The 22,693-nt window shown below is 38.6% G+C and carries 20 protein-coding genes, 1 tRNA gene and 1 pseudogene; 10 read left to right on the top strand and 12 right to left on the bottom strand.

What is annotated here, in order from left to right; all coding sequences use genetic code 11:
- The first annotated feature begins 4 nt into the window (after positions 1 to 4).
- Positions 5 to 1,462 (top strand): Asp-tRNA(Asn)/Glu-tRNA(Gln) amidotransferase subunit GatB, encoded by a 1,458-nt coding sequence (gatB, locus tag AB7E63_RS02065; RefSeq protein WP_428418562.1) that lies wholly within the window; start codon positions 5 to 7, stop codon positions 1,460 to 1,462.
- A 112-nt stretch (positions 1,463 to 1,574) separates the two neighbouring features.
- Positions 1,575 to 2,567, top strand: a complete 993-nt coding sequence (locus AB7E63_RS02070) for a hypothetical protein (RefSeq protein ID WP_006340866.1) — start codon at positions 1,575 to 1,577, stop codon at positions 2,565 to 2,567.
- On the opposite strand, the gene AB7E63_RS02075 is transcribed toward AB7E63_RS02070, so the two are convergent.
- From AB7E63_RS02075 to AB7E63_RS02105, 7 genes are all read right to left on the bottom strand, one after another.
- Positions 2,542 to 4,491 (bottom strand): ABC transporter ATP-binding protein, encoded by a 1,950-nt coding sequence (locus AB7E63_RS02075; protein WP_428418564.1) that lies wholly within the window; start codon positions 4,489 to 4,491, stop codon positions 2,542 to 2,544. The two genes, AB7E63_RS02070 and AB7E63_RS02075, sit on opposite strands and share 26 nt — an antisense overlap.
- Before the next feature lie 38 nt (positions 4,492 to 4,529).
- The gene (locus AB7E63_RS02080; RefSeq protein WP_006340868.1) at positions 4,530 to 5,477 is read right to left on the bottom strand and encodes an acetyl-CoA carboxylase carboxyltransferase subunit alpha; all 948 of its coding nucleotides are present in this window, start codon (positions 5,475 to 5,477) and stop codon (positions 4,530 to 4,532) included.
- Positions 5,478 to 5,500: 23 nt separating this feature from the next.
- Complete coding sequence (locus AB7E63_RS02085) at positions 5,501 to 6,490, bottom strand: L,D-transpeptidase (protein WP_284452643.1); 990 nt, start codon at positions 6,488 to 6,490, stop codon at positions 5,501 to 5,503.
- A gap of 326 nt (positions 6,491 to 6,816) precedes the next feature.
- Positions 6,817 to 8,331, bottom strand: a complete 1,515-nt coding sequence (locus tag AB7E63_RS02090) for a hypothetical protein (protein ID WP_284452642.1) — start codon at positions 8,329 to 8,331, stop codon at positions 6,817 to 6,819.
- A 191-nt stretch (positions 8,332 to 8,522) separates the two neighbouring features.
- Positions 8,523 to 8,831, bottom strand: a complete 309-nt coding sequence (locus tag AB7E63_RS02095; protein WP_006340871.1) for an HU family DNA-binding protein — start codon at positions 8,829 to 8,831, stop codon at positions 8,523 to 8,525.
- A gap of 307 nt (positions 8,832 to 9,138) precedes the next feature.
- A complete protein-coding gene (gene tyrS, locus AB7E63_RS02100) occupies positions 9,139 to 10,431 on the bottom strand; it encodes a tyrosine--tRNA ligase (RefSeq protein WP_428418567.1) in 1,293 nt (430 codons plus the stop codon).
- A 783-nt stretch (positions 10,432 to 11,214) separates the two neighbouring features.
- Entirely contained in the window at positions 11,215 to 11,967 is a 753-nt protein-coding gene (locus AB7E63_RS02105; protein ID WP_036746115.1) for a Nif3-like dinuclear metal center hexameric protein, read from the bottom strand.
- 76 nt (positions 11,968 to 12,043) lie between these two features.
- Between AB7E63_RS02105 and rpiA the strand changes: the two genes are divergently transcribed.
- Together rpiA and AB7E63_RS02115 are read left to right on the top strand one after the other, a co-directional pair.
- Entirely contained in the window at positions 12,044 to 12,727 is a 684-nt protein-coding gene (gene rpiA / locus AB7E63_RS02110) for a ribose-5-phosphate isomerase RpiA (protein ID WP_006340875.1), read from the top strand.
- 56 nt (positions 12,728 to 12,783) lie between these two features.
- On the top strand, positions 12,784 to 13,197 hold the full coding sequence (locus AB7E63_RS02115) for a bifunctional nuclease family protein (RefSeq protein WP_006340876.1): 414 nt from the start codon (positions 12,784 to 12,786) through the stop codon (positions 13,195 to 13,197).
- Between the two features lie 53 nt (positions 13,198 to 13,250).
- On the opposite strand, the gene AB7E63_RS02120 is transcribed toward AB7E63_RS02115, so the two are convergent.
- Entirely contained in the window at positions 13,251 to 13,550 is a 300-nt protein-coding gene (locus AB7E63_RS02120; RefSeq protein ID WP_013924882.1) for an HPr family phosphocarrier protein, read from the bottom strand.
- Between the two features lie 244 nt (positions 13,551 to 13,794).
- Between AB7E63_RS02120 and pepF the strand changes: the two genes are divergently transcribed.
- The 3 genes from pepF (at position 13,795) to groL (ending at position 17,718) form a co-directional block, all read left to right on the top strand.
- Positions 13,795 to 15,606, top strand: coding sequence for an oligoendopeptidase F (gene pepF / locus AB7E63_RS02125; protein ID WP_013924881.1), 1,812 nt, complete (start codon positions 13,795 to 13,797; stop codon positions 15,604 to 15,606).
- A 123-nt stretch (positions 15,607 to 15,729) separates the two neighbouring features.
- The gene (locus AB7E63_RS02130) at positions 15,730 to 16,059 is read left to right on the top strand and encodes a co-chaperone GroES (RefSeq protein ID WP_006340881.1); all 330 of its coding nucleotides are present in this window, start codon (positions 15,730 to 15,732) and stop codon (positions 16,057 to 16,059) included.
- Positions 16,060 to 16,095: 36 nt separating this feature from the next.
- Entirely contained in the window at positions 16,096 to 17,718 is a 1,623-nt protein-coding gene (groL, locus tag AB7E63_RS02135) for a chaperonin GroEL (RefSeq protein WP_013924880.1), read from the top strand.
- A 38-nt stretch (positions 17,719 to 17,756) separates the two neighbouring features.
- Here groL and AB7E63_RS02140 read toward each other — a convergent pair whose 3' ends face one another.
- Together AB7E63_RS02140 and AB7E63_RS02145 are read right to left on the bottom strand one after the other, a co-directional pair.
- Positions 17,757 to 18,530 (bottom strand): caspase family protein, encoded by a 774-nt coding sequence (locus AB7E63_RS02140; RefSeq protein ID WP_006340883.1) that lies wholly within the window; start codon positions 18,528 to 18,530, stop codon positions 17,757 to 17,759.
- A 14-nt stretch (positions 18,531 to 18,544) separates the two neighbouring features.
- Positions 18,545 to 19,036: a hypothetical protein gene (locus tag AB7E63_RS02145; protein WP_100067497.1), complete on the bottom strand. Its 492-nt coding sequence runs from the start codon at positions 19,034 to 19,036 to the stop codon at positions 18,545 to 18,547.
- A gap of 118 nt (positions 19,037 to 19,154) precedes the next feature.
- On the opposite strand from AB7E63_RS02145, the gene AB7E63_RS02150 reads away from it, so the two are divergent.
- Together AB7E63_RS02150 and AB7E63_RS02155 are read left to right on the top strand one after the other, a co-directional pair.
- The gene (locus tag AB7E63_RS02150; protein WP_006340885.1) at positions 19,155 to 20,246 is read left to right on the top strand and encodes a hypothetical protein; all 1,092 of its coding nucleotides are present in this window, start codon (positions 19,155 to 19,157) and stop codon (positions 20,244 to 20,246) included.
- Positions 20,247 to 20,321: 75 nt separating this feature from the next.
- Positions 20,322 to 20,393, top strand: a tRNA-Asn gene (locus AB7E63_RS02155).
- Between the two features lie 582 nt (positions 20,394 to 20,975).
- Here AB7E63_RS02155 and AB7E63_RS02160 read toward each other — a convergent pair.
- Positions 20,976 to 21,100: pseudogene (locus tag AB7E63_RS02160) on the bottom strand (IS5/IS1182 family transposase); the annotation flags it as partial.
- A 301-nt stretch (positions 21,101 to 21,401) separates the two neighbouring features.
- Here AB7E63_RS02160 and AB7E63_RS02165 point away from each other — a divergent pair.
- Positions 21,402 to 21,713, top strand: coding sequence for a hypothetical protein (locus tag AB7E63_RS02165; protein WP_006340888.1), 312 nt, complete (start codon positions 21,402 to 21,404; stop codon positions 21,711 to 21,713).
- A 185-nt stretch (positions 21,714 to 21,898) separates the two neighbouring features.
- Here the strand turns inward: AB7E63_RS02165 and AB7E63_RS02170 are convergent.
- Positions 21,899 to 22,693: ATP-binding protein (locus tag AB7E63_RS02170; RefSeq protein ID WP_428418572.1), on the bottom strand; the 795-nt coding region annotated here is incomplete at its 5' end.

Here is a 22,693-nt window from a genome sequence, read left to right on the forward strand (position 1 = left end):
TACCATGACACAAGAGTGGGAAACCATTATTGGATTAGAAATCCATGCCGAGTTGAACACAAAATCAAAACTATTCAGTGTAGCTCCAAACCGCTTTGGGGATGAACCGAATACCAACATTACGGAAGTCTGTACGGGCATGCCAGGAGCTCTGCCTGTTTTAAATCAAGAAGCTGTCCGTAAAGCCGTGCAATTAGGCTGCGCTGTACAAGCGCAAGTAGCACATTTTAGTACTTTTGACCGAAAGTCCTACTTTTATCCTGATAGCCCGCGTAATTTTCAGATTACTCAGTATGAAAATCCCATTGTTATTGGTGGGACAGTCATTGCCGAAGTAGATGGAGTCGAAAAAGCTTTCGCTATTCATCATGTCCACCTGGAAGACGATGCAGGGATGCTCAAGCACTTTTCCACTTTTGCTGGAGTTGATTATAACCGTGCTGGCGTTCCTCTTGTTGAAATCGTTTCTGAGCCTTGCATGCACACTCCTCAAGAAGCCGTCGCTTATTGTTTGGCGATCAAAGCTATTTTACAATACATCGATGCATCTGATTGCAACATGGAAGAAGGTTCTCTGCGGGTGGATGCTAACATTTCTGTTCGTCCCAAAGGGGAAAAAGGATTTCGAAATAAAATTGAAATTAAAAACATGAATTCCTTTAGCAATATGGAAATGGCTTTAACGGCAGAAATCAAACGGCAAATTCGTGAATATACGAGCCGTCCAGATGAGCCACACACATCGATTATTAAGCAGGCCACTTATCGTTGGGATCCGGACCGCAAAGAAACGGTTCTGATGCGGACGAAAGAATCTGCGGATGACTATCGTTATTTTCCAGAACCCGATTTAGTTCCAATTGTTTTAACTGATGCATATATTGAAGAGATTAGAAGATCCCTTCCGGAGCTTCCTCTACAAAGAGAAAGACGCTATGTCAGTGATCTAGGTCTTTCTGCCCACTCTGCTTTTGTCTTAACAAGCGATAAAAAGCTGGCCGATTATTTTGAAGAGGCACTAAAAATAAGCTCTAATGCACGTAGTTTATGCAACTGGCTCATTGTCGAGTTTGCCGGTCGCTATAAAGAAAGCGGTAAATCAGTTATTGAAAGTGGTATTACAGCAGCGCATGTGGGCGAACTGATTAACATGATTGATCAGAAAGAAATTACAGGAAGAATCGCAAAATCGGTAGCGGATGAGATGGTGTTACACCCTGAAAAATCCCCTAAGCAAATTGTGAAGGAAAATCCCGATTTCTCACCTGTACACGATCAAGCTGAAATTGAAAAGCTTGTGACACAAGTTTTAGCAGATAATCCACAATCAATCGCCGATTTTAAGGCAGGCAAAGATAAAGCTTTTGCTTTCCTCGTCGGACAAGTGATGAAGCTGACCAAAGGAAAAGCCTCTCCTGAAGTTGTTAATGAACTTTTAAAACAAAAAATTCACTCTTCATAAGCAAAAGATTCTTGATTTGCTTGTAAAATGTCATGTAAGATGAGCAATCTTATTCCCGGCCGCTGTAGAATATATACAGCGGCTTTTGTGACATTCACGACAAGGAACTTTTGTGCTTCGTATACAACGTTCTCTCTATTTTCAGATCGTCGATCTTTATCCAGAAAAATTAAAGCCTTCTATCCTCTATGTCAAAAGTCGCATAAATGAAGTAATCCATCGCTTTATGACAGGACAAGTAAAACATGGATGTTCTCCGGATTTCGAACTCCAAAAACAGGGTTTTAAATACATTGCCGGAGAAAAAGATACTAAAATATTTTCCATAAACGAAAATTCTTCTTGGATCATCAAAACGCAACGCCCTAATTTCTACAAACAATTTATTGGTGTGGAAAATAAACAAGGAAAAGTCGTTTTTGATTTAGAAGGTTGTTTTATGAAGCAAGCCGTATTAGCTTGGGAGATGAGAAAAATCATCCACATTCATAAGTTTGACAAATTGAATGTCACAAAAAAATACCTTTGCTCTTATCCTAATAACCTTTTTAAACCTAAAGATGGGCAATCTAAAAACTATTTTTTCTTTGAAGAATATGTTCAAATAGGAAGCCCGAAAGAAAAGATTGCAACTTTAAATAGCAAATCCCCCGAAGAAATTCAGATGATTTCCAAACAACTGTGTGGACTTGTTAAAAAAACAGGCTACACAGGCTTGGATTTAGATAATTTGGCTGTGGATGATCGCGTGACTCTATTTGATACCAAACCGATGAAGTTGTCGCGCTTTAGCCGCATTTGTATTTCGAAACGACTCAAATGTGCCAGGATTGGTTTGCAAAGTTTTTCAGACAGCCTAATGGGGTATGCTTCTCAAAACCCAGGTGAGTATCAGGCATTTAAAATCTTTCAAGAAGATTGTGCCAAAACAATCAAAGAAATTAAAAAAGAAGAGAAGAAACGCACTGTGATCGTTATTTTAAAAGTCCTTTCTTGCGTTTCACTTCTTCCGATCCCAATTTATTTGACACTTTACTTTGCTAAAAGAACGTATTCGAATAAACAAACCCGCAAAACACTTATGGCTGCACTTCAAGCGGATTAGATGCTTGTGCTGTGGATTGGCGATGCATCATCTGCCATAACACGCGGAATCCCTCACACGATTGTAAAAGTTCCTCTTTTGTCCCTTCCGCAATTTTTTGCCCTTTTTCTAAATAAATGATGCGATCCGCATCTTCAATTGTAGACAATCTATGGGCAATAATAATTTGCGTCATCTGACCACGCAAACGGTGGATCGCTTGCTTGATATGGAATTCACTCATCATATCCAAAGAAGAAGTCGCCTCATCCATCACCAAGATTGGAGCACTTTTAACAAGAGCACGGGCTATTGCTAGACGCTGCTGCTGTCCACCTGAGAGATTTTTTCCGGCCTCACAAAGTTCCGTTTTGTACCCTTCAGGAAGCTGACAAATAAAATCATGTGCATGTGCTTTTTTTGCCGCCTCTTCAATTTGATCAGTCGAAAACCCCCGTCCAAAAGCAATATTTGAAGAAATAGTATCAAGGAAAAGAAAAGATCTTTGGGGAACAAAGGCAATCATTTCACGTAATGAGCGTTGGGTATAAGCGTTTAATGGTTGTCCATCAATACGAATTTCCCCTTTCTGTGGATCGTATAAACGTGGAAGCAATTGTACAATTGTCGATTTTCCTGCACCAGTTGGTCCTACAATTGCGACAAATTCCCCTTTGCGAATTGTGAAAGAGAGGTCTTTTAAAATCCAGCTCTCTCCATAACGAAAGGAGACATTATCAAATTCAATCTTGTCCTTAAATTCAGAAAAATCTTTTGAGTGCTCTTGATCTTCAATATGAGGCTTAATATTCATCACCTCTAACATCCTTTCGGCAGCAGCAAGACCTCTCTGAATATGGCTATTTTCTTCGGCAAACTTTTTGATTGGCTCATAAAATAGATATAATAGCCCACAGTATACGATAATTTCTGAAACACTCATTTTTAAGAAATAGAGACCGTATAGCAAAGTAATCGCCAAAAAAAACATCGCTATCGTATGCATCACGGGTCGTGAAGAAAGATCATATTTAGCGCTGCGTTGTTCAAGCGTTGCCATGCGATCATTTAAATCACGGTATTTGCTGAGTGAAAAGTTTTCCATCGCAAACATTTTAACAGTTTGCACTCCTGCTAAAAAATCAATTAAAACAGAGGCAAAGCGTTCTTGGTTTTGCTGAATTTGCTTTGAGATCCGCTTCACTTGCTTGGCAATATACCCAATCGGAATAACAACTAAAGGCAAGCCTAAAAAAACAATAAGGGAAAGCTTCCATGATGCATAAAAGCAAAGAAATAAACTCGTTACAATTGTAAAGGGCGTGTGCACATAATTGACCAAACAAGCATTGAGCGCTTCCGCAATTTGGGCAGCATCTCCAACAACTCTCGAGGATAAGCTTCCACTATTGTATTGTTGATAAAAGCTCATCGGAAGCGACTGAATATGTTCAAAGTATTGTTGGCGCAAATCTCTACTCACCCGAATAGCTAAGATACGAGTAGAAAAACGATAAGCAAAAAGGGTAGATGCTTTAAATAAGGCCACAACAACCAAAAAATAGGCAAGATTTGTGAGATTTTTGGAAATCGGGAAAATTTGATTCAGTCGTCCTAATACACTGGAAATCAAATCTTTTTTCTTGTGCTGCTGAATAAAATCCTCCGCCACCTGACGAGTTATCCCTTCATCTGAAGGGCTCAGCTCATGCCAACGATCCCTCACTTGTTCAAAAGAGACTTCATCATTCACCGATAAATGACCATTCTGCACAGGAGCAAATAATTCAAAAAATTCTATCCCCGCAGGACCTTTGGTGATCACACCTAATGCAAACATTTCCAATTGTGAAGCGATTGTCACTAAACACATGGAAACCATCGTGAATATAATTAAAAATAAGTGCTTGCGGTTTGTAAGAGCCGCTTTAAATAAATATCTCATGCTAATAAAGGCTTTGTTTTGTGCTAAGAAATTGGAAACTAAACAGCGAATTGTCCCATCTTTCTAAATTTGAGGTATCGTTGTTCAAGAAGTAAAGGCGGCGGAATCATCTGTAGAATTTGCCATTGATCAATGATAAATTTTTTAATATTTGTGTAAACAACCTCGGGATTATGATGTGCTCCCCCTAAAGGTTCGGGAATAATCGCATCAATCACCTGAAGAGGAAGCAAGTTTTCTGCGTTAAGTTTCAAGGCCGAAGCAGCTTCGACATTCTTTGATGCATCTTTCCATAGAATAGAGGCACAGCCTTCTGGCGAAATCACAGAATAATAAGCATGCTCTAGCATTCCCACTGTGTCACCAACACCCATCCCTAAGGCCCCCCCGGAGCATCCCTCTCCAATCACAACGACAATAATCGGCGTGGCAATACGCATCATTTCGCGTAAATTTTGGGCAATTGCCCAGCCTTGGCCACGTTCTTCAGCCTCTAGACCGGGATAAGCACCTTGCGTATCCAGAAGAGATACAACAGGTAAGTTAAATTTTTCAGCCATACGCATTAATCGCAGAGCTTTCCTAAATCCTTCTGGATTTAGCATTCCAAATTTACGTTCCAAACGACTTTCAGTATCATTACCTTTTTCCTGTCCAATTAGAACAAATTTTACACCTTGAATTTTTGCAAGGCCTCCGATAATGGCTCGATCTTCGCCAAAAGTGCGATCTCCACACAATTCCTGAAAACTTTCGCACATATTAGTTACATAATCAATTGTGTGTGGACGAGAAGGATGGCGGCAAATCATGATTCTTTGCCAAGGTGTCAATTCAGAGTAGACCTTCTCTTTTAATTTTTCTAACTTCTGCTCAAGTTTGCGAATTTCTGCTGTAAATAAAGGATTATCTTGATTCTGTTTTTTCAGATGTTCAATTGTTTTAATATATTCATTTATTTGTTTTTCATGAGGTAGAACGTCCAAAAATACACTCCTAAATGAGATGTTTAATGTAATTCTTTACCAGGCAATTTAGCCTCGTAAAAATCCTTGACTAACTCAATTACCGTTGGTTTAGTCACAACAATAGCAAAAATTTCTTCTATATCTTCTGTGGCAAGACGAATGCAGCCATCGCTTTCGTATTTGCCTAAACTGCTGCGAACTTCGACAAGTTCTCCCCTTTCATTTAGAGCCCAAGGAAGGCCATGAATTCCAAATCCTTTGGCTGGTGCACTGCAATCTTCAATTTCTTGTTCAAAAGGAATCCATCGGGTACCAAAGACTCGAATTAATTCTGTTTTCTGTCCTTGATAATAACCCATTTTATTAGGCTCGTAAATGGCTATCTTATCCCCCAGCTTATACTTTCCCATCGGGGTTAAAGAGCCAGAGGGCTTAGAAGCATCGGGACGGCCTAATCCCACCGCGTATGTTTTTAAAAGAACACACTCATCGGATTCAAGATCGTGGTAATAAAACCAGAGTTTTGCTCTCGATAAATCGACTAAAAGGTAAAATTCTAGCGGACGATCTTCTTTAAACACAGCAAATCGATCGCCTTCTGCAATATCTTGTTTTAAATAATCAGGCTTTCCATTCAAGCTCCGGGCGATAAAGTGACGTGAGGTGTGATAGTGCCCTGCATAATCAGATAGCCATGCTGGACGCCCTTTTTGCCAGGAAACTCGGCTTTTATAAGTAATAGTTTCTACAATAGGCAGCTGTGGTGCTGTGATATTAAATAGTTCAGCAATTCGATTAGCATGTGGAAGCTCAGAATCTGAGCGCATTTTTAAGGGCATTTCAGCTGGAAAAGAAAGCTTTGATAAATTTTCATCGAGAACTCTAACTTCTTGTTCTAAAACAATATCGCCAGCTGGGACAACCAATTCGCTATCGCCCGTTTTTTTCTTAGAGTTCTTTATTACAGAGGCAAAAAAAATAGAACCAAATAATAGCACTGAAATAATGATAAATAGCTTAGGAAAATTCATTTGCTGCTCCCTGTGATCTTTTTACACAAACTGAACAGAATCATAAGAGTTCGGAGAAATTTTGCCAATTGAGTTTTAAGATTATCTCAAAGATTCTAATAATAAAAATCTTTTTGATCGATTCAGTCGGTTTCCTCGGGATCCATAAAGAAGGTTTTCTTACTCCTTCCAGCCTTTACTACGTATGCTCATTACACGTTTTCATAACAAGCTTTACTGTTAAATATTTTATATTTTATAAAAAACATAATTAACTATAAAACAACTTAAATTAAACAATCAAATAAATAATAACGGGAAAATCAAGCAAAGAAAAGCGTCATTGGCTAGTTAAGATGGATATCCCAATGAAATATTTGCTGAGAGGAATCAACGCGATAAGCGATTAAAAAATCAGCTCCCCAAAAATTATCTTCGCCAGCAAGCGGAATGACTTCCACATCCCCTTTTACAGATGGTGTCTCAATGAGAAGAATAGAGTCTCCCTTCTTCAATTGAATCAATTCACTAGTTCCCCGATAATGCGCAAAGGTTTTCGGATAAAGAGTTGCCCCTTCTTCTACCGAACAACTTTCAGCGGATACAAAGAAAACGAATGCCAATTCATGCACTTGGTCAAGTGAGACAAAATTAGCGGAAATAGATAATGTATTTTCTTGCATGGCAAAGCTTTGTTCAACTTCAGCCCAAACCTTGCTAGAAAGTCCGTTTCGGAAATTAGGCAAAGACTGCATGTCCATTTGCTGCGGGGTCAAACGCAAGGTACTTTTAATTCTAAAGCCATTTTCAGAAAGATTCATTTTCCAAGCAGGTAAATTAGACTGAAAGCGAGATCCTTCTACTCCGAATCCTTGGCAATCCCCCAGAGGAAAAAATTGTGGACCATAATTGACAATTTCAACTTGAGCTTGCTTGATATAGCCCAGCCCTGTTTGCCCTCCATTGCCTGCACATAAGACAGTATTTTTTGCTGAGCGACATCCAATTAACCCAACTTCCTGATCAAAAACCCAAGGATCTAGCGAAAATGCTTCTGAAGGACTCACGTTTCCAATTTGACTTAGATACATATGAACAAGCAGGAGATCATCCGGCAATCCTTCAGGAACATACTCTTGCAAATAATCCAGTTGCCGAGCGGCGACTAATCCGAAATTTGAATCATCGGTTAAAACGGCAATCGCCTGAAATAAAAGATAATTCGAAATTAAATGATGTTTAAGCGAGGCATTTTCTTCGAGAACAAAAAGACCGCGTATAGGAGAATAATCAGGGTTGAGTGTATTTAAGTGCCATTTAGCAATATATTGAGCTGCTTCTATTAAAGAAGGCTCTTGTTTTAAATGACCCAAAATAGCCCAAAAGAATCCCAAGTCTGCGTGAAAACGACCATGTGTGGTTTTCCCCCAGCTCCATAATCCTTTCCATTCCAAAAAAGCGGCTCCACTTTTAAGCTGCGAGGGCTTTGGAAGAATAACTGGCTCCCCTATTAAAGCACCCAGAACCGATTTGAGAGCAGTTGCCAATTGAAATTCTTCCCAAACTTTGATTTGACGAAAATTTTCAATCTTTTCTTGCAACCAGATGGAATAAGGCGGAGGGCAGTCTTTATTTAGAATGCCGATCAAAGCGAGTGTGAAGAGTTGGTGCCCTTCAGATATTATTTTGAAGGGGTTTTCATAATCTTCAATAGATGTAAGCAAATCATCAAAATGATGAATATTCCCAAAATCAAAAAATTGGGAATTGAGAGTCGCATAGATAAGCGAGGTTCTTAGTGAAGAATGGTACAAGTCTTTGCACTGTTCTGCTTGTAAATTTTTTAAATCTAAATTTGTCATTACAGGGGCTTTATCAATATTACACGCATACCATTCTTAACACGATTTTCTTATTACGGATCTTTGGACAGATTGCAAAGAGATCTGTCGTTATTCAACACCCGTATTACTCCATAGAATTTCAAAAGAGAGCAAATGAGGCTCAAGCAACTGCATTTGCCTTCACGGCTCAACTTTTTGATATGACAACCTTATTTTTCGATAAGTTTGCGCATTTTTTTACCTGGAGTGAACTTTACTGCAGAACGTGCTGGGATAATGATAGGCACTGCAGCATTTTTAGGATTACGACCAATTTTTTGTTTACGTTCAACTACTTCAAACACCCCAAAATCACGAAATTCGAGTCTTTCTCCTTCCGCTAAAGCTTCTGTCATTCTGTCCAGAAAAGCCTGGATGACATTTCTTACATCATTTGGATGAATTTGCTTTTCCTGGGCGATTGAGTTGATGAGCTTCTTTTTTGTCATCGTGCTTTTTTTTGCAAGAGTTGTTGTCATAACTGTAGGACTCCTTAAAGTTATAAAGCTGCTATAGGCTGTGGCTTAATGCTTGGATTATCACTGATATTCTCGTATCCCTTTCATTTACAATCAAGCGATTTTTCAAATTCAGTTTACTCTTCGTCAGGTGTATAAGCAATGTTTTAGCGAAGTTTCTTACGAGTGCTACGCTCCCACTCGATGAACTCAGGCCATTCGGCTTGAATGTCCAAGGTCATGAATTTCTCTATCATACGAAACAAGAATTTCGTTTCAATAATATTTTTTTATAATCTGTTTTTTTTAAACAGAACGTTCTCCAAGATCAGTCAATCTTCTCGGAAGATTGAGAAACTCGAACAAGTATTTTATTTTTTTTACCGAAGGCAATCAACATAAGATTGCCATCAATTAAAGCTTTTGGCGTTAAAATATAATTTTCTTCTTCAATCCTAAGATTATTAAGATAAACGCCTCCATTTTTAATCAACTTTCTTAAATCGCCTTTGCTGCGTTCAGGAGTAATTTCGCTGACAACATCAACTAAACGACGATTCAGAATATTTTCCATAGAAACAGTATAATTTGGCATATCATCTGCTAAATTATTTAAGACTTCTGCATCTAAGGCGGTTGCTGCACCAGGTGCAGCTCCTTCTGTGACTTTGAGCGCAATGCGAAGCCCTTCTTCACCATGCACAATGCGTGTAACTTCTTCAGCAAGTTTACGCTGAGCGGTGTTGGCAACATAATCGCTTTGAGTCATCATCTTTTCATAGATTCGAATTTCGTCCATTTCCATAAAGGTCAGGATCTTCATTAACTTGATCACATCCGCATCTGCTACACGAAATAGATACTGGTAAAATTCGTACGGAGAAAGCATTTCAGAAGATAGCCAGATAGCTCCTTGTTCTGATTTTCCAAATTTTTTCCCATCACTACGTGTTAGAAGAGGAAAGGTCAATCCATGAACCGCTTTGCCTCTCACTTTACGTACAAGATCCGTTCCCGCTGTGATGTTTCCCCATTGGTCACTCCCACCCATTTCGAGTGTTACCCCGTGATGATCATAAAGATGCAAGAAATCGTACCCTTGTAATAGCTGATAGCTAAATTCGGTAAAACTGAGACCCTCTTCGGATTCCAAACGGATTTTAACACTATCTTTAGCAAGCATCGTTCCTACACGGAAGTACTTTCCAACATCGCGTAAAAAATCAACAAGCGAAAATCCCTTAAACCAATCATAATTATTAAGAATGATCAGTTCGACGTCTTTTGAGGAATGTTTCAAAACCGCTTCGATATTTTTTCTAATTCCATACAAATTTTTTTGAATGCTATCATCGTCTAGAATATTGCGTTCTTTGCTTCGGCCGGAAGGATCTCCAATCATGCCTGTAGCTCCCCCTACGATAGCAATAGGCGTATGTCCGCAGCGCTGAAACCATGCCAAGCCCATAATTGCAACCATATTGCCCAAATGCAAACTTTCCGCTGTAGGATCAAATCCACAATAGACCTTTAAAGGTGTTGAGGTAATTTCTTTAAGGTTGTTGCTTATCATGGCTTCGATGAAGCCCCGCTCTTGAAGAATATCTATGACATTTTGCATGACAAATTCCTAATATGGATTTTAAAACGATGAACTGCTTTAGGTAGATCTGAATGGAGGTATTCTGTATTGTTAAGTGATTTTCTGTCAATAATCTACAGCTAATTTTTCCGTTTCCCTACATAAAATTTTAATTATTATCTATTAAAGACCATTTATAGGCCTTTTAGGTTGAACGGCGTAGTCTACATAAAAACATGCTCGACGAACTAGAGTATAAAATACTCCTTTATTTCAGAACAGAAAATCATTTCTTTAACCAACAGAAAAAATTGGGATCGGAAAAACCACTCACATATATGCTACGAAAGCTTTTTAAATCCTCAATCAGTGGCTCACTTTTTTTTTAGCAGACAAAGCATTTAGCCAATATTTTGATCAAATCTTTCATCTTATCAGCCTCTTGTGAGGTCTTTTCCCGTTTTTTGGAAATATCCTCAATGACCTGTGAGGATTCCTTTCATGGATTATTCCCCATAACAAGCAGGGGAATCACTTCATGCGATGTAAGCTCACCGAGAAAGAATAAGAATTTTTCCATTATGCCAGTTTTACAAACTGGATCATCTCACGTTTTTTAGACATTCAAGTCTGAACACGAGAAAATAGAGGCGTAAAAGAACGAAAGAGACACGCCCTTATAAAACCTGGATACCTTTTTGAAAAAATAGTGCGATCTATGGCGTTCGGCAATGTTTTTGCTTGAGAACTCAAATCTATTGCAAACAACCGTAAGAGAGCTCTTAAATTCGAGAAGAAATAAAAATAGTCATATAATCATCCTTAAAAAGGATTTAAGACATCAATAAAGAGCGTATCTATTGAAAATTTTTGTTTTAAATGCACACCCAAGGCGCGCGGTCCAATTCTCTCTGTTGCAGAGTGTCCCAGACCAAAAAAATTAACCTTTTCTTCATAGGCTTGATGCCAGGTTGGTTCATCAAAGCTTCCCGTAATAAAGCAATCCAACTTTTCAGAAGCAGCGTCCACAATAGAGCGATATGCGCCTCCGGAAATCAATCCTACGGATTCTACAATCTCCTTTCCCCCAAGAGCAACATGGGCTGCATGCCCATAGTAGTGCTCTAATTTCTCTTGAAAAACACCTCTTTTCTGCGGAGCAATTTTCCCCTGCACGCCAATCGGAATTTTATTGAAAAAACCAAACGGTTTTAAATCCATCCACTCTAAATCTTGCGCCGCTTTCCAGTTATTTCCAAATTCCATATGGGCATCAAGAGGTAAATGATAAGCAAAAAGAGAAAGGCCATGTTTTAAAAGAAGGGCAATCTTTTTGTGTTTAGTCCCAACAATTGGAAATTCATCTCGATTCCAAAAGAGTCCATGGTGAACAATTAAGGCCTGACAACTTGCATCTATGGCTTGCTGTATCGTTTCTAAACTTGCAGAAACCGCTACACCAATGCGATTAATCTTTTCATCACCTTCTACCTGTAGTCCATTAGGGCAATTATCCATCAAACCAGGGATATGTAACAGAGTCTCTAGGTATTTAGATAATTCTTGTAATGTAATCATAATCATTCCAAAATCGGGTTATATCAGCCATTTAAAGTATTTTGATGATCTATTTAATAAGGGTTTCTCCAAAATGTCAAATGCTATTTCTCTCGCAAAAGAAGCGGCTGGTCGAACAGCTGCGCAGTTTATAGAATCAGGAATGTTAGTCGGATTAGGAACTGGCACGACCACTCATTGCTTTATTGAAGCCCTAGGAAAACGATGTCAAGAAGGACTACGAATTCAAGCGCTTGCTTCATCTGAACGCTCTGCGACTCTAGCACGAGAACAAAAAATTCCTCTACTTCAGACAGATCAGGTCACTTATTTAGATATAACTGTCGATGGTGCAGATCAAATCGACCCACAAAAAAGAATGATTAAAGGAGGAGGCGGGGCATTACTACGTGAAAAAATTTTGGCTTCCATCAGCAAAGAAATGGTTGTCATTGTTGACTCTTCTAAAGTCGTTGAGCAATTTGGTTCCTTTCCGCTTCCCGTAGAGATGGTAACATTTGCCTATCAAGCAACCATCAAAAAATTAAACGCACTTGGATATACAGGAAAGTTGCGCGAAAAAGGCGGGATCCCTTATGTCTCGGATAACGGGAATTACATTTTTGATATTTCACTGCCGAAGCCTTGCTTAACTCCAGAAAAAGAAAACCAACAAATTCGAGCCATTCCAGGAGTTGTTGAAACAGGTTTTTTCTTTGGATTAGCTGGCCGTGTTTTGATTGGATTTCCGGACGGACGTGTTGAAATTCGTTCGTGACAAAAAAAAGCCCCTGACTAAAATGCGAATTTAATCTGAGTAGCTGAAGGAAGCCCATGCATTCTGAACTTGTCCCTCTATCTTTTGATAAAATTATGCAAACTCGCTCGTATACGGTCGTGATTTTGGGAAGTGATCAGAAAAAATTTGCCATTTACACAGATCCAACCACCGGACGCAATTTACAGATGTATTTAACTGGATTGGAAAAGGCGCGTCCTCTTACCCATGATTTGATCGACTCCATTTTACAAGGACTGGACGTTAAAATTTTGCAGGTTGTCATCACGGATTTGCAGGATACAGTGTATTTTGCACGTTTATTCCTTGAGCAAACAATTGGAAACCTTCGCCATATTTTAGAGATCGACGCCCGCCCAAGTGATTGCATCACATTAGCTCTCATGAACAACGTTCCCGTCTATTGCACACGAGAAGTTCTGGAAAAAACAATTGCGATTGAAGAATAAAAAGAAGGGGTCATATCAATCATACTAAAATAATGACGAAGCCCCTAATTTATCTAATAATTGATATTAAATTTGTTACGTGCGAGATCTAAAAGTGTCTCAACAGCTTGCTGAGCATCATCGCCAGTCGCTGTAACGGAAATACGCGATCCACGCGTTGCAGCTAGCATCAAAATTCCTAGAAGAGACTTAGCGTTCACCTCCGTTTTTTGATAGGTTAGCCGAACATCGGATTTAAAGGCAGCAGCACACTTCACAATTTCAGTTGAAGGGCGTGTATGAAGCCCTCGTTCATTTCGAACGACAAAAATTCCTTTAGCCTTGCATCTTTCCATAGGGCTTTGTATCGACATTTTTCCTCCTAATGTTTTGCAGAACAGGAAAATTTCACTTGCGGTATATGGATAAATCGACACACTATTTACTTGCAAATGATTTTTTTTCAAAATTCAATATTCAAGCTTTTTGTAGTCAAAATTCCATTAAATTCAGTATAAAAGTCCTCTTAAGCTAACCTTTTGAAAAAGTTGTTACCTTCAAGTTTTTGAATCCATCTCTTTCATCCACCAACAAGTATAGCACATGGAGAATTATATTATGACTGTTAAACCAAGAAATTTAGTCGACCCTAAAGACTGTTGGAATGTGGAGGCTCTTTATCCATCCTTTCAAAGTTGGCAGAACATTTTTATCGAAACTATCGGTGAAAACCCCCGCCCATCATGGCCTGACATAGAAGCTTTTAAAGGGCGCTTAACAGAAAGTCCAGAAACATTAAAATCGGCCCTCGATATTCTTTTTGCGCATGATGAAAAGCTCTCTAAATTGTATACGTATGCGCATTTGAGAAATGATGAAGATATTACTAACGATCAACATAAGATTGGGTACACGAAAATCACAGGAATTTTACACGATTTTAATCAAGCCACTGCATGGATTGAGCCTGAGCTCCTATCCCAAAACATAGAAAAACTCGACATGTTTTTACATGCTCCCGCTTTGGCGCCCTACAAATTTTTTCTGGAGAAAATTTTAAGAAAAAAAGCACACACACTTTCATCAGAATCAGAAGCTCTATGCGCCATGGCCGGCAAAGCAATGGAAACACCTTATAAAGCTTTCAATGCTCTCAATGATGCAGATTTCGATTTTGGTCTCGTGACAGACAGCAAAGGCGAGCAAAGACCTTTAACGCATGGAACCTATGGCATTTATTTAAGGGAACACGATCAAGTTCTTCGAAAAAATGCGTTTAATCAATTGCACGGCAAATACCTCAAATATGAAAATTCTCTGACCGAGTTATTACAAGGGGCTGTGCAGAATCATTTATTTAATGCGCAGGCTCATCACTATCCGACTTGCTTAGATGCTGCTCTATTCCCCAAAAATATTGATACAAAAGTTTATACAGCTCTTATTCAAGCGGTGAATGAAGAGCTTCCCTCTCTTCATCGCTATATGCATTTACGGCGCCGTGTTTTAGGGCTCGACACTTTGCATTTATATGATATGTACGTTCCTCTCATTCAAGAAGTGGAAATGAAAATTCCTTATTCAGAAGCTGAAGAATTGATCATCGATTCTGTGGCTCCTCTTGGATCCGAATACCAAAACCTTCTACGCAAGGGGTTGAAGGAGGAGCGTTGGGTTGATCGCTATGAAAACAAAAACAAAAGATCGGGAGCCTATTCAAGTGGATGCTATGGCAGCATGCCCTACATTCTCATGAACTACAAAGACCTCTTGCGCGATGTCTTTACATTGGCACATGAGGCTGGCCATAGCATGCATAGTCTTCTTTCTCGTACCACACAGCCCTATCACTACAGCGATTATCCTATCTTCTTGGCAGAAGTTGCTTCAACATTTAATGAAGACCTTCTCATTCGGCTGCTTTTTGAGCGTGCTAAGACAAAAGAGGAAAAAATCTATTTAATCAATCAGAAAATCGAGGATATTCGCTCAACCTTATTCCGCCAAACCATGTTTGCCGAATTTGAGCTTTTGATTCATGAGATGGCAGAAAATAATACCCCCCTCACGCCCGCAACTTTGAAGCAAGAATATCGCAAATTAAATGAAAAATATTTTGGAAACGAAACAGCGATCCACACAGAAGCAGAAATTGAGTGGGCTCGCATCCCCCATTTCTACTACAATTTCTATGTTTTCCAGTATGCCACAGGAATTAGTGCAGCTCTAGCTTTGGCAGATAAAGTCGTCACAGAAGGAGAGCCTGCCCGCGAAGCCTATCTGCAATTCTTAAAAGGCGGGTCGAGTGGGTATCCAATTGAAATGTTACAAGCAGCCGGCGTCGATATGCAAACCCCTAAGCCTGTAAAATCTGCTATACATAAATTTGATGAATACGTGAAATTATTAGAGCAACTTTTGTTTTCTTAGCAGTCAAATTAAGAATCTGCTAAAAAGGCTTGCAAAAAAATTGGCAGAGCGATATATCTTTTGATTTCGATAAGCCTGCAGGCCTTGCTTGCGAGATGTAAACCTAAACTAAGGAGAAACCCTATGGCTCAAACAGAAGAATTGAAAGCGACTCAAGCTAAAAACACACTTAAGCCGCTTGGCGACCGTGTTTTAGTTCGTCGCCTAGAAGCAGAAGAAAAGCTCAAAGGTGGAATCATTCTTCCAGACACTGCAAAGAAAAAACAAGAACAAGCAGAAGTCGTCGCTATTGGCACAGGAAAAAAAGATAAAGACGGCAATCTGATTCCTCCTCCAGTAAAAATTGGAGATATTGTTCTAATGGAAAAATACTCAGGTCAAGAAGTGACTCTTGGCGATCAAGAATATGTTATCGTCCGTGGAGATGACTTGATTGCTATCATCCAAAATTAAGAGACAACTACTAAAAGATCTTTAAGGAGCATGATTATGGCTGCAAAGAACATCAAATTTAAAGAAGATGCGCGTCAAAATATTTTAAAAGGAGTCCGTACTTTAGCAAGTGCTGTTAAAGTCACTCTCGGACCCAAAGGACGCAATGTCATCATTGATAAAGCTTATGGCGCTCCTCACATCACAAAAGACGGTGTGACAGTTGCCAAAGAAATCGAATTAGAAGACAAGCACGAAAACATGGGCGCTCAAATGGTCAAAGAAGTCGCCAGCAAAACTGCAGATAAAGCTGGAGATGGAACAACGACAGCGACGGTCCTAGCAGAAGCAATCTTCAGTGAAGGCCTTCGCAATGTCGCAGCTGGAGCCAATCCCATGGATCTTAAGCGTGGAATGGAAAAAGCGGTTAAAACAATTGCTAAAGAATTAGAAGCGCTCAGCAAACCCATTAAAAACCAACATGAGATCGCTCAAGTCGCAACAATTTCCGCAAACAATGATGCAGAAATTGGACAAATCATTGCAGATGCGATGGAAAAAGTTGGAAAAGATGGTACGATCACAGTGGAAGAAGCCAAAGGCTTTGAAACAACATTGGATGTCGTAAAAGGAATGAACTTTGACCGTGGTTATTTGTCCGCTTATTTTATGACAAATCCAGAAACACAAGAGTGTATCCTTGAAAATCCGTACATCTTAATCTACGAGAAGAAAATTTCGGTTGTAAAAGAGTTAATTCCTCTCTTGCAAACAGTTGCAGAAAGTGGCAGACCGCTTTTGATTATCGCAGAAGATGTTGAAGGTGAAGCTTTAGCAACACTCGTTGTTAACCGCTTAAGAGCTGGTCTTAAAGTTTGTGCAGTTAAAGCTCCTGGATTCGGTGACAGACGCAAAGCTATTTTGGAAGATTTGGCTATTTTGACAGGTGCGCAAGTCATTAGCGAAGAACTTGGAATGAAGCTTGAACAAGCAACAATCGAAATGCTTGGAAAAGCGAAAAAAGTGATCGTTAAAAAAGATGACACAACATTAATCGAAGGACAAGGCGATAAAGAGCGTCTCCGCGATCGTGTTGCGCAAATTAAACGTCAAATCGAAGAAACAGAATCTGACTACGATCGTGAAAAATTACAAGAACGTCTTGCAAAACTTGCAGGCGGCGTTGGCGTGATTCGCGTTGGAGCAGCAACTGAAGTCGAAATGAAAGAGAAAAAAGACCGTGTAGACGATGCCCAACATGCAACAGCAGCAGCGATTGAAGAAGGGATTCTTCCTGGTGGTGGCGTCGCATTTATTCGTTGTATCCCAGCTCTTAACAGACTTGCGACAACACTTGAGGGCGATGAAAAAACAGGCGTTCTCATTATTGCACGTGCCCTTTCAGCCCCTCTTCGTCAAATTGCAGAAAATGCAGGACAAGAAGGCTCAATTATCTTGCAAGAAGTGGAAAGCCGTCCAGTCACAGAAGGCTACAATGCTTTGACAGGTGAATATGTTGACATGTTTGAATCTGGAATCTTAGATCCTAAGAAAGTCGCGCGTTGTGCATTGGAAAATGCCGTTTCGATCGCCGCTCTCTTGCTGACAACAGAAGCAACTGTTGTTGAGATTCCTGAGGAAAAAGCAGCGCCAGCAATGCCAGCAGGAATGGATTATTAATCCAAATCCTTAAAGCCTAAAAAATCAAGAGCCCGTTTTTACGGGCTCTTTTCATTTGCTTCAATCTCAATTTGGAAGTAAGGATTTTGATCGACTTGGATCTTAAGAATCGCTTGCTCAATGATAGATTCCCAACAAGCTTCAGGGCCTTTTTTAGCCTCGTCCTCAATGCTTTGAATCCAGGCATCCGTAAAAAGCGCTCCATCCAATGTACACCATGCAAATTCCCCCGTCTTGGCTCCAGCTAATAGGATTTTTCCTCGGCACTCGCGAAACAAGGCTAAATAAGCATCAGCCGTAATTGCTCGCTGTCCCATCATGGCCATACTTCTTGCTGCTAAAGGTGGAGCAAACATATCAGGAACAATGTTATTACAAACATCTGCGAAAACAATCATTAACCGTGGGCATTTATTTTCGAGCTCACTGACAATCAAATCAAAATCGATCCCTTTATTCTCATGGGTGATATAAAGATTTGGCCAAGGACTTTCTTTCTTTTTTGTGCGATAACCATGTCCTGAAAAGTAGAATAAGATAACATCATCATCGCTAACAGATAAGTTTTGGATTGTCGTTAAAATCTCTGCTGAGGTGATTTCTTTTCCAGCAATAAAGTGCTTTTGAATAGGGAGATTCGCATGTCGGGAAATTTTATAAATCTCCGCTTCCATTTTTTTTAAATCCATTTCCACAGATTTGCTAATATTTGAAGCAATCGTGTCAGCAACTACAATTGCATGTAAATCCGCTGCCTCTGATTGGACACTAAAAATCAGAGCTAAGGCAATGAGAATGTTAGGTATACGCATAAAATCTTCTTTTATTACAATGATTTAAAATAATCGAGGCAGGCTTTCATCTCATCTTGCATAGGATCAAAATCCAATACAACGCTGGACTGAACACCCTCAATTCGGATTTGATTGATAAAGGAACTCACTAATACTGTTAAGGTTTTCTCTTCTTTTTTAAAATAAAGGACGTATTCAGGTAAGAATAATCCCGATTTTGTTTTCTCCACGATAAAATTCTTCGGAGAAAGCAAAAGATTCTGAATCTGTGCTATTTGTGAAGAAGAAAGTGATATTAAAGGTTCTTCTGACAAATATTCTTGACCACTTCCCCCCATAGCAAATCCAGTGGGAAGCACCTTGCCAAATTTGATGGAATCTGGATTAGCTAGGATCTCTAAAAATTCTTCCCCTACCTTGATTTCGAATGTGCTCCTTGGATTTTCCCCCTCAGTCTCTCCGTCTCTGCCATGTAAAAAGATGCCAAGAGCAAGACTTATAACAAATAAATACAAATATTTCATAAACTTTTTCTCCATTAGTTTGCCTATTTTATAAAAAATAAAACTTTAGTTCAATTTTTATTAAAACAAAATAAATGATATAATAAAAAATGGATAATAAAAAAAGAGGAGAGCAGTTATGGAGGTGAATCAAGGAAATTGGCAATCAAATCGTATTTATCAGGGCCCAAAGCAAGAACAAGTCGAAAAATCAGATGTTAAGATAGGATCTCATCAGGGAGAAGCTCCTAAAGCAAAAGAACGCGTCAGCGCTACAGGAGAAGAAGCACTTTCTCAAATATCGAAAGCGACTGTAGATCCCTCTAGATGGACAAAAATTAAAGCCAATATTAAGAAATTCTTTAAGGGCGATTTTCATGTAACAAAAAAAATCGTTAATTTTTTAACAAAGAATAAAATTTTTGGACATAAGCCCGCCGCAGATTCAAAAGACCTTCAAAATAAAAAAGTTTCATCTGAAAAAAAAGCGGAAGTAGACGCTTCAAAACATACAGAACCCGTAGCTAAAACACAATCCATACGACCCTTTAAGCCCACACCTTCTCAGGAAGGTTTAAAGGCCGCAGCCGAAAATTTGCAAGGGGTTGATCACAGTAATGACCTGACAGAGTTTTCATACGGAACATTCCAACAACAATTTGGAAAAGATATTGCTCGGATGAACTCTCTTAAAGTAGGTTCAGAGCGTTTCGAAATTAGTGGAACAAAAACGGATCTTAAAGCACTTATATCCAATGTCATGCAAAGCCTGTCAAAATATCTAGGAAGCGATCCTGAAGTAGTAAAAAATACTCAGAACCTAATGACACAGGCCATGCTAAAAGATATACTTGAAACAGTAATGAAAAATGATAATTGCTTGGTTTCAGGATTAGAAAAGCACTATTCCATAACGGAAAAAAACAATCAAATCCACATTACATTTATAACAGCCTTTGAACTAAGAAATCCTGAAAAATTAGGAGATGATGACCTTCCGGAGCTTATGGGTTACAGAGGTGTTAAGCGAGAAATTATTGTCTCAAAAGACGCATTAAGTAAACCTATTGCGCAAATTGAATCTGGAAAAGAAAAAGAAGCTGTAGATGCTAAAGATTTACTCCCAGGAGCTAAAGTCCTCGATACATACACAAAATTAGCACCGCCTTCCAAAAAAACGAAAGAAGACATAATCAAGAGCCTCCACAAGCAACTAGAAAAGGCAAAATAAGAAAAAAAAGAAAAAAAACACAAAAGCATTTGCAATAAAATAGCCAATTTCATAAGATTATGACTTCTTAAATGTTCCGGATTAGCTCAGCGGTAGAGCAGTGGACTGTTAATCCATTGGTCGCTAGTTCGAATCTAGCATCCGGAGTCTTGAGATACAGGCACTTAGAGAGAAATCTCTAAGTGCTTTTTTGTTTTTATGGGGTTTTACCCCATTTCTCCCCCATATCCCCACAACACAAAACAATAAATCACAAAATCATTAAGCGTTATCGTTTATTGGTAAGTTTCTATTTTAGTGGGGAAAAATTGGGGAAACCTTCAATCTGTTCCACATTTATGCTTAACACGTACGAGACAACTAATGATTAACACCCAAGAGAATGTAAATCACCTAGGTTGTTTTTTTGAACAACTTAGCTAACTGAAAAGGACACAAACATGGCGTCAATCAAGAAAAGAAAAGATAAAGATGGAAAAACACATTTCCATGTTCAAGGACTGCCCCCTCAGCATGCATCCTTTAAACGAAAAACGGATACCGAATGAAGGATACAACAAACGGAAGCTGCAATTCGTGAAGGACGACATTTTAAGACAACTGAAGCAAAGAAACACACATTAGCGAAATTAATAGACCGTTACATGAGCGATGTACTATCTATAAAAAAGAAACCTGTTCGATAGGGACTAAACCTTGCTACGGTTTCTTTATTTAGCATAGTTCCTATTTAGGGTACTCTTTGGGTAACATACACTACTACAACTACTTTTCAAAATATATAAAATTCCACAAAAGACATCATAAAGATCTATGCTTCTGGGATGAGTTTTCTTTCGGATAGGCTCTAGCATTGGCTTGATTTTATCAAATTGTTCTCTAGAAATATCACTTGGATAAGAGTGGTCATTGTTGCCTCCAAAAAGTTTTGAAAGCAATTCTTATCCACAATCAAAAAGATTTTAAATAGGTTCTTAGTGTGTTTTTTATGACTCTCGCCCTGCTGCGGCATCTGCTAGGAAGTATCTATCACAGCATGATCGAAAAATTCTCGCTCAAAATTGTACAAAGTCGAGTTTTTTTAACAATTTTATTGATAAATGATGTATAACTTATACAAAGTACATTGTTTTATAAAAACCATAGGAGATTATTATGTTTACACCTTCTGTTCAATTTCAACAATCGATTCAAAATATTCAATCTAAAGTCCATGAAGATATAACGGAAGTGAAAAGTAAAATTGCCAATTCTGGTGCTATACGGCCAAAATACTTAGAAAAGTTGAATGAAACAGTGGAAAAAATACACTCAGGATGCAAACAAATCCTATTACTTTTATCCTCTCATGATGCTAGCCAACCCGACAGCTTTTCTCCTGTAGAGAAATTGAGATTACAATTATTAAATAATAAAGTAATGCAAGATAAAGAATTTCTTGAAAGCATGCTTTCAAAAATATCTTGAATAATGCATTATTCGAATCAGGATAAAAAATCGAATAAAAAGAAGTTATACTCTACAAGTAAAATCCGACTTAGTCAGCTTTCGCAATAATTAAATATTTTATTAATATGCGTATAATGCGATCTCTTCACTTTTTCGTTTCTATGCGAGTATTTACACGAATCCTTACCGCCTACCATATTCTTTTATTTCCTTATAATAAACATTGCAAAAGGATCCTTTTCCGAGGTTGCTATCCTTTGAATTCGACCTGATTCAATCATAACTTTTAATCTAGTTCTTGCTGTCCTATCAGATACATTCCAAATCCTCGCAGCCTCTTTCGTTGTTATTGACTGCTTTTCTTTCAAATGATCAATAAGGACTTCTTCCCATGTTAATAGCTGACGTTGCTGAGTACGTTTTCCATATAGAGTCAGTCGAAATTGATTGTTATGTTCTTCAATTAAAGGGATGTTTAGCCCCTCCTTTTCACAAACTGCAATTATTCTTTGTAATCCAGATCCCCATTGCTCGATTAGCTTTAATTCTTTAAATACTCGACCTATTACACGATTACGTAGTTTTGAAAAACCCATTAGCGCTTTTTGAATAGTTTGCCCAAAAGGCAGTCCTCCAGGATTTGTAAATTCAATTCGATCATCAAAAATTGCAATTTGTATATAACACCCTTTTATAGAATAGTCAGAATGAAGAACTGCATTTATTACAGCTTCACGTAATGCTAAAGGAGGATATTCTGGAATATCTTGACGATGGATTTTACCAATAACGCTTTCAATTGATGTATTTTTTTCAATAAATGCTAAGACCTCTCCTATTGCAAAAGGTAAGCTAGATGTGATTTCCTGGCTGTCTATAATTTTTTCTTTTGTAATTCCTTTAAATCTCGCACATCGAATAAGAGCATCAGGAAAAAGAGTCAGGCGGTTGAGGCCAAATAATAACGTTCCCCCATTCGTATTAATAGATTTTCCTAA

It is taken from the genome of Parachlamydia sp., assembly GCF_050255895.1.
Taxonomy (GTDB): Bacteria; Chlamydiota; Chlamydiia; order Chlamydiales; family Parachlamydiaceae; genus Parachlamydia; species Parachlamydia acanthamoebae.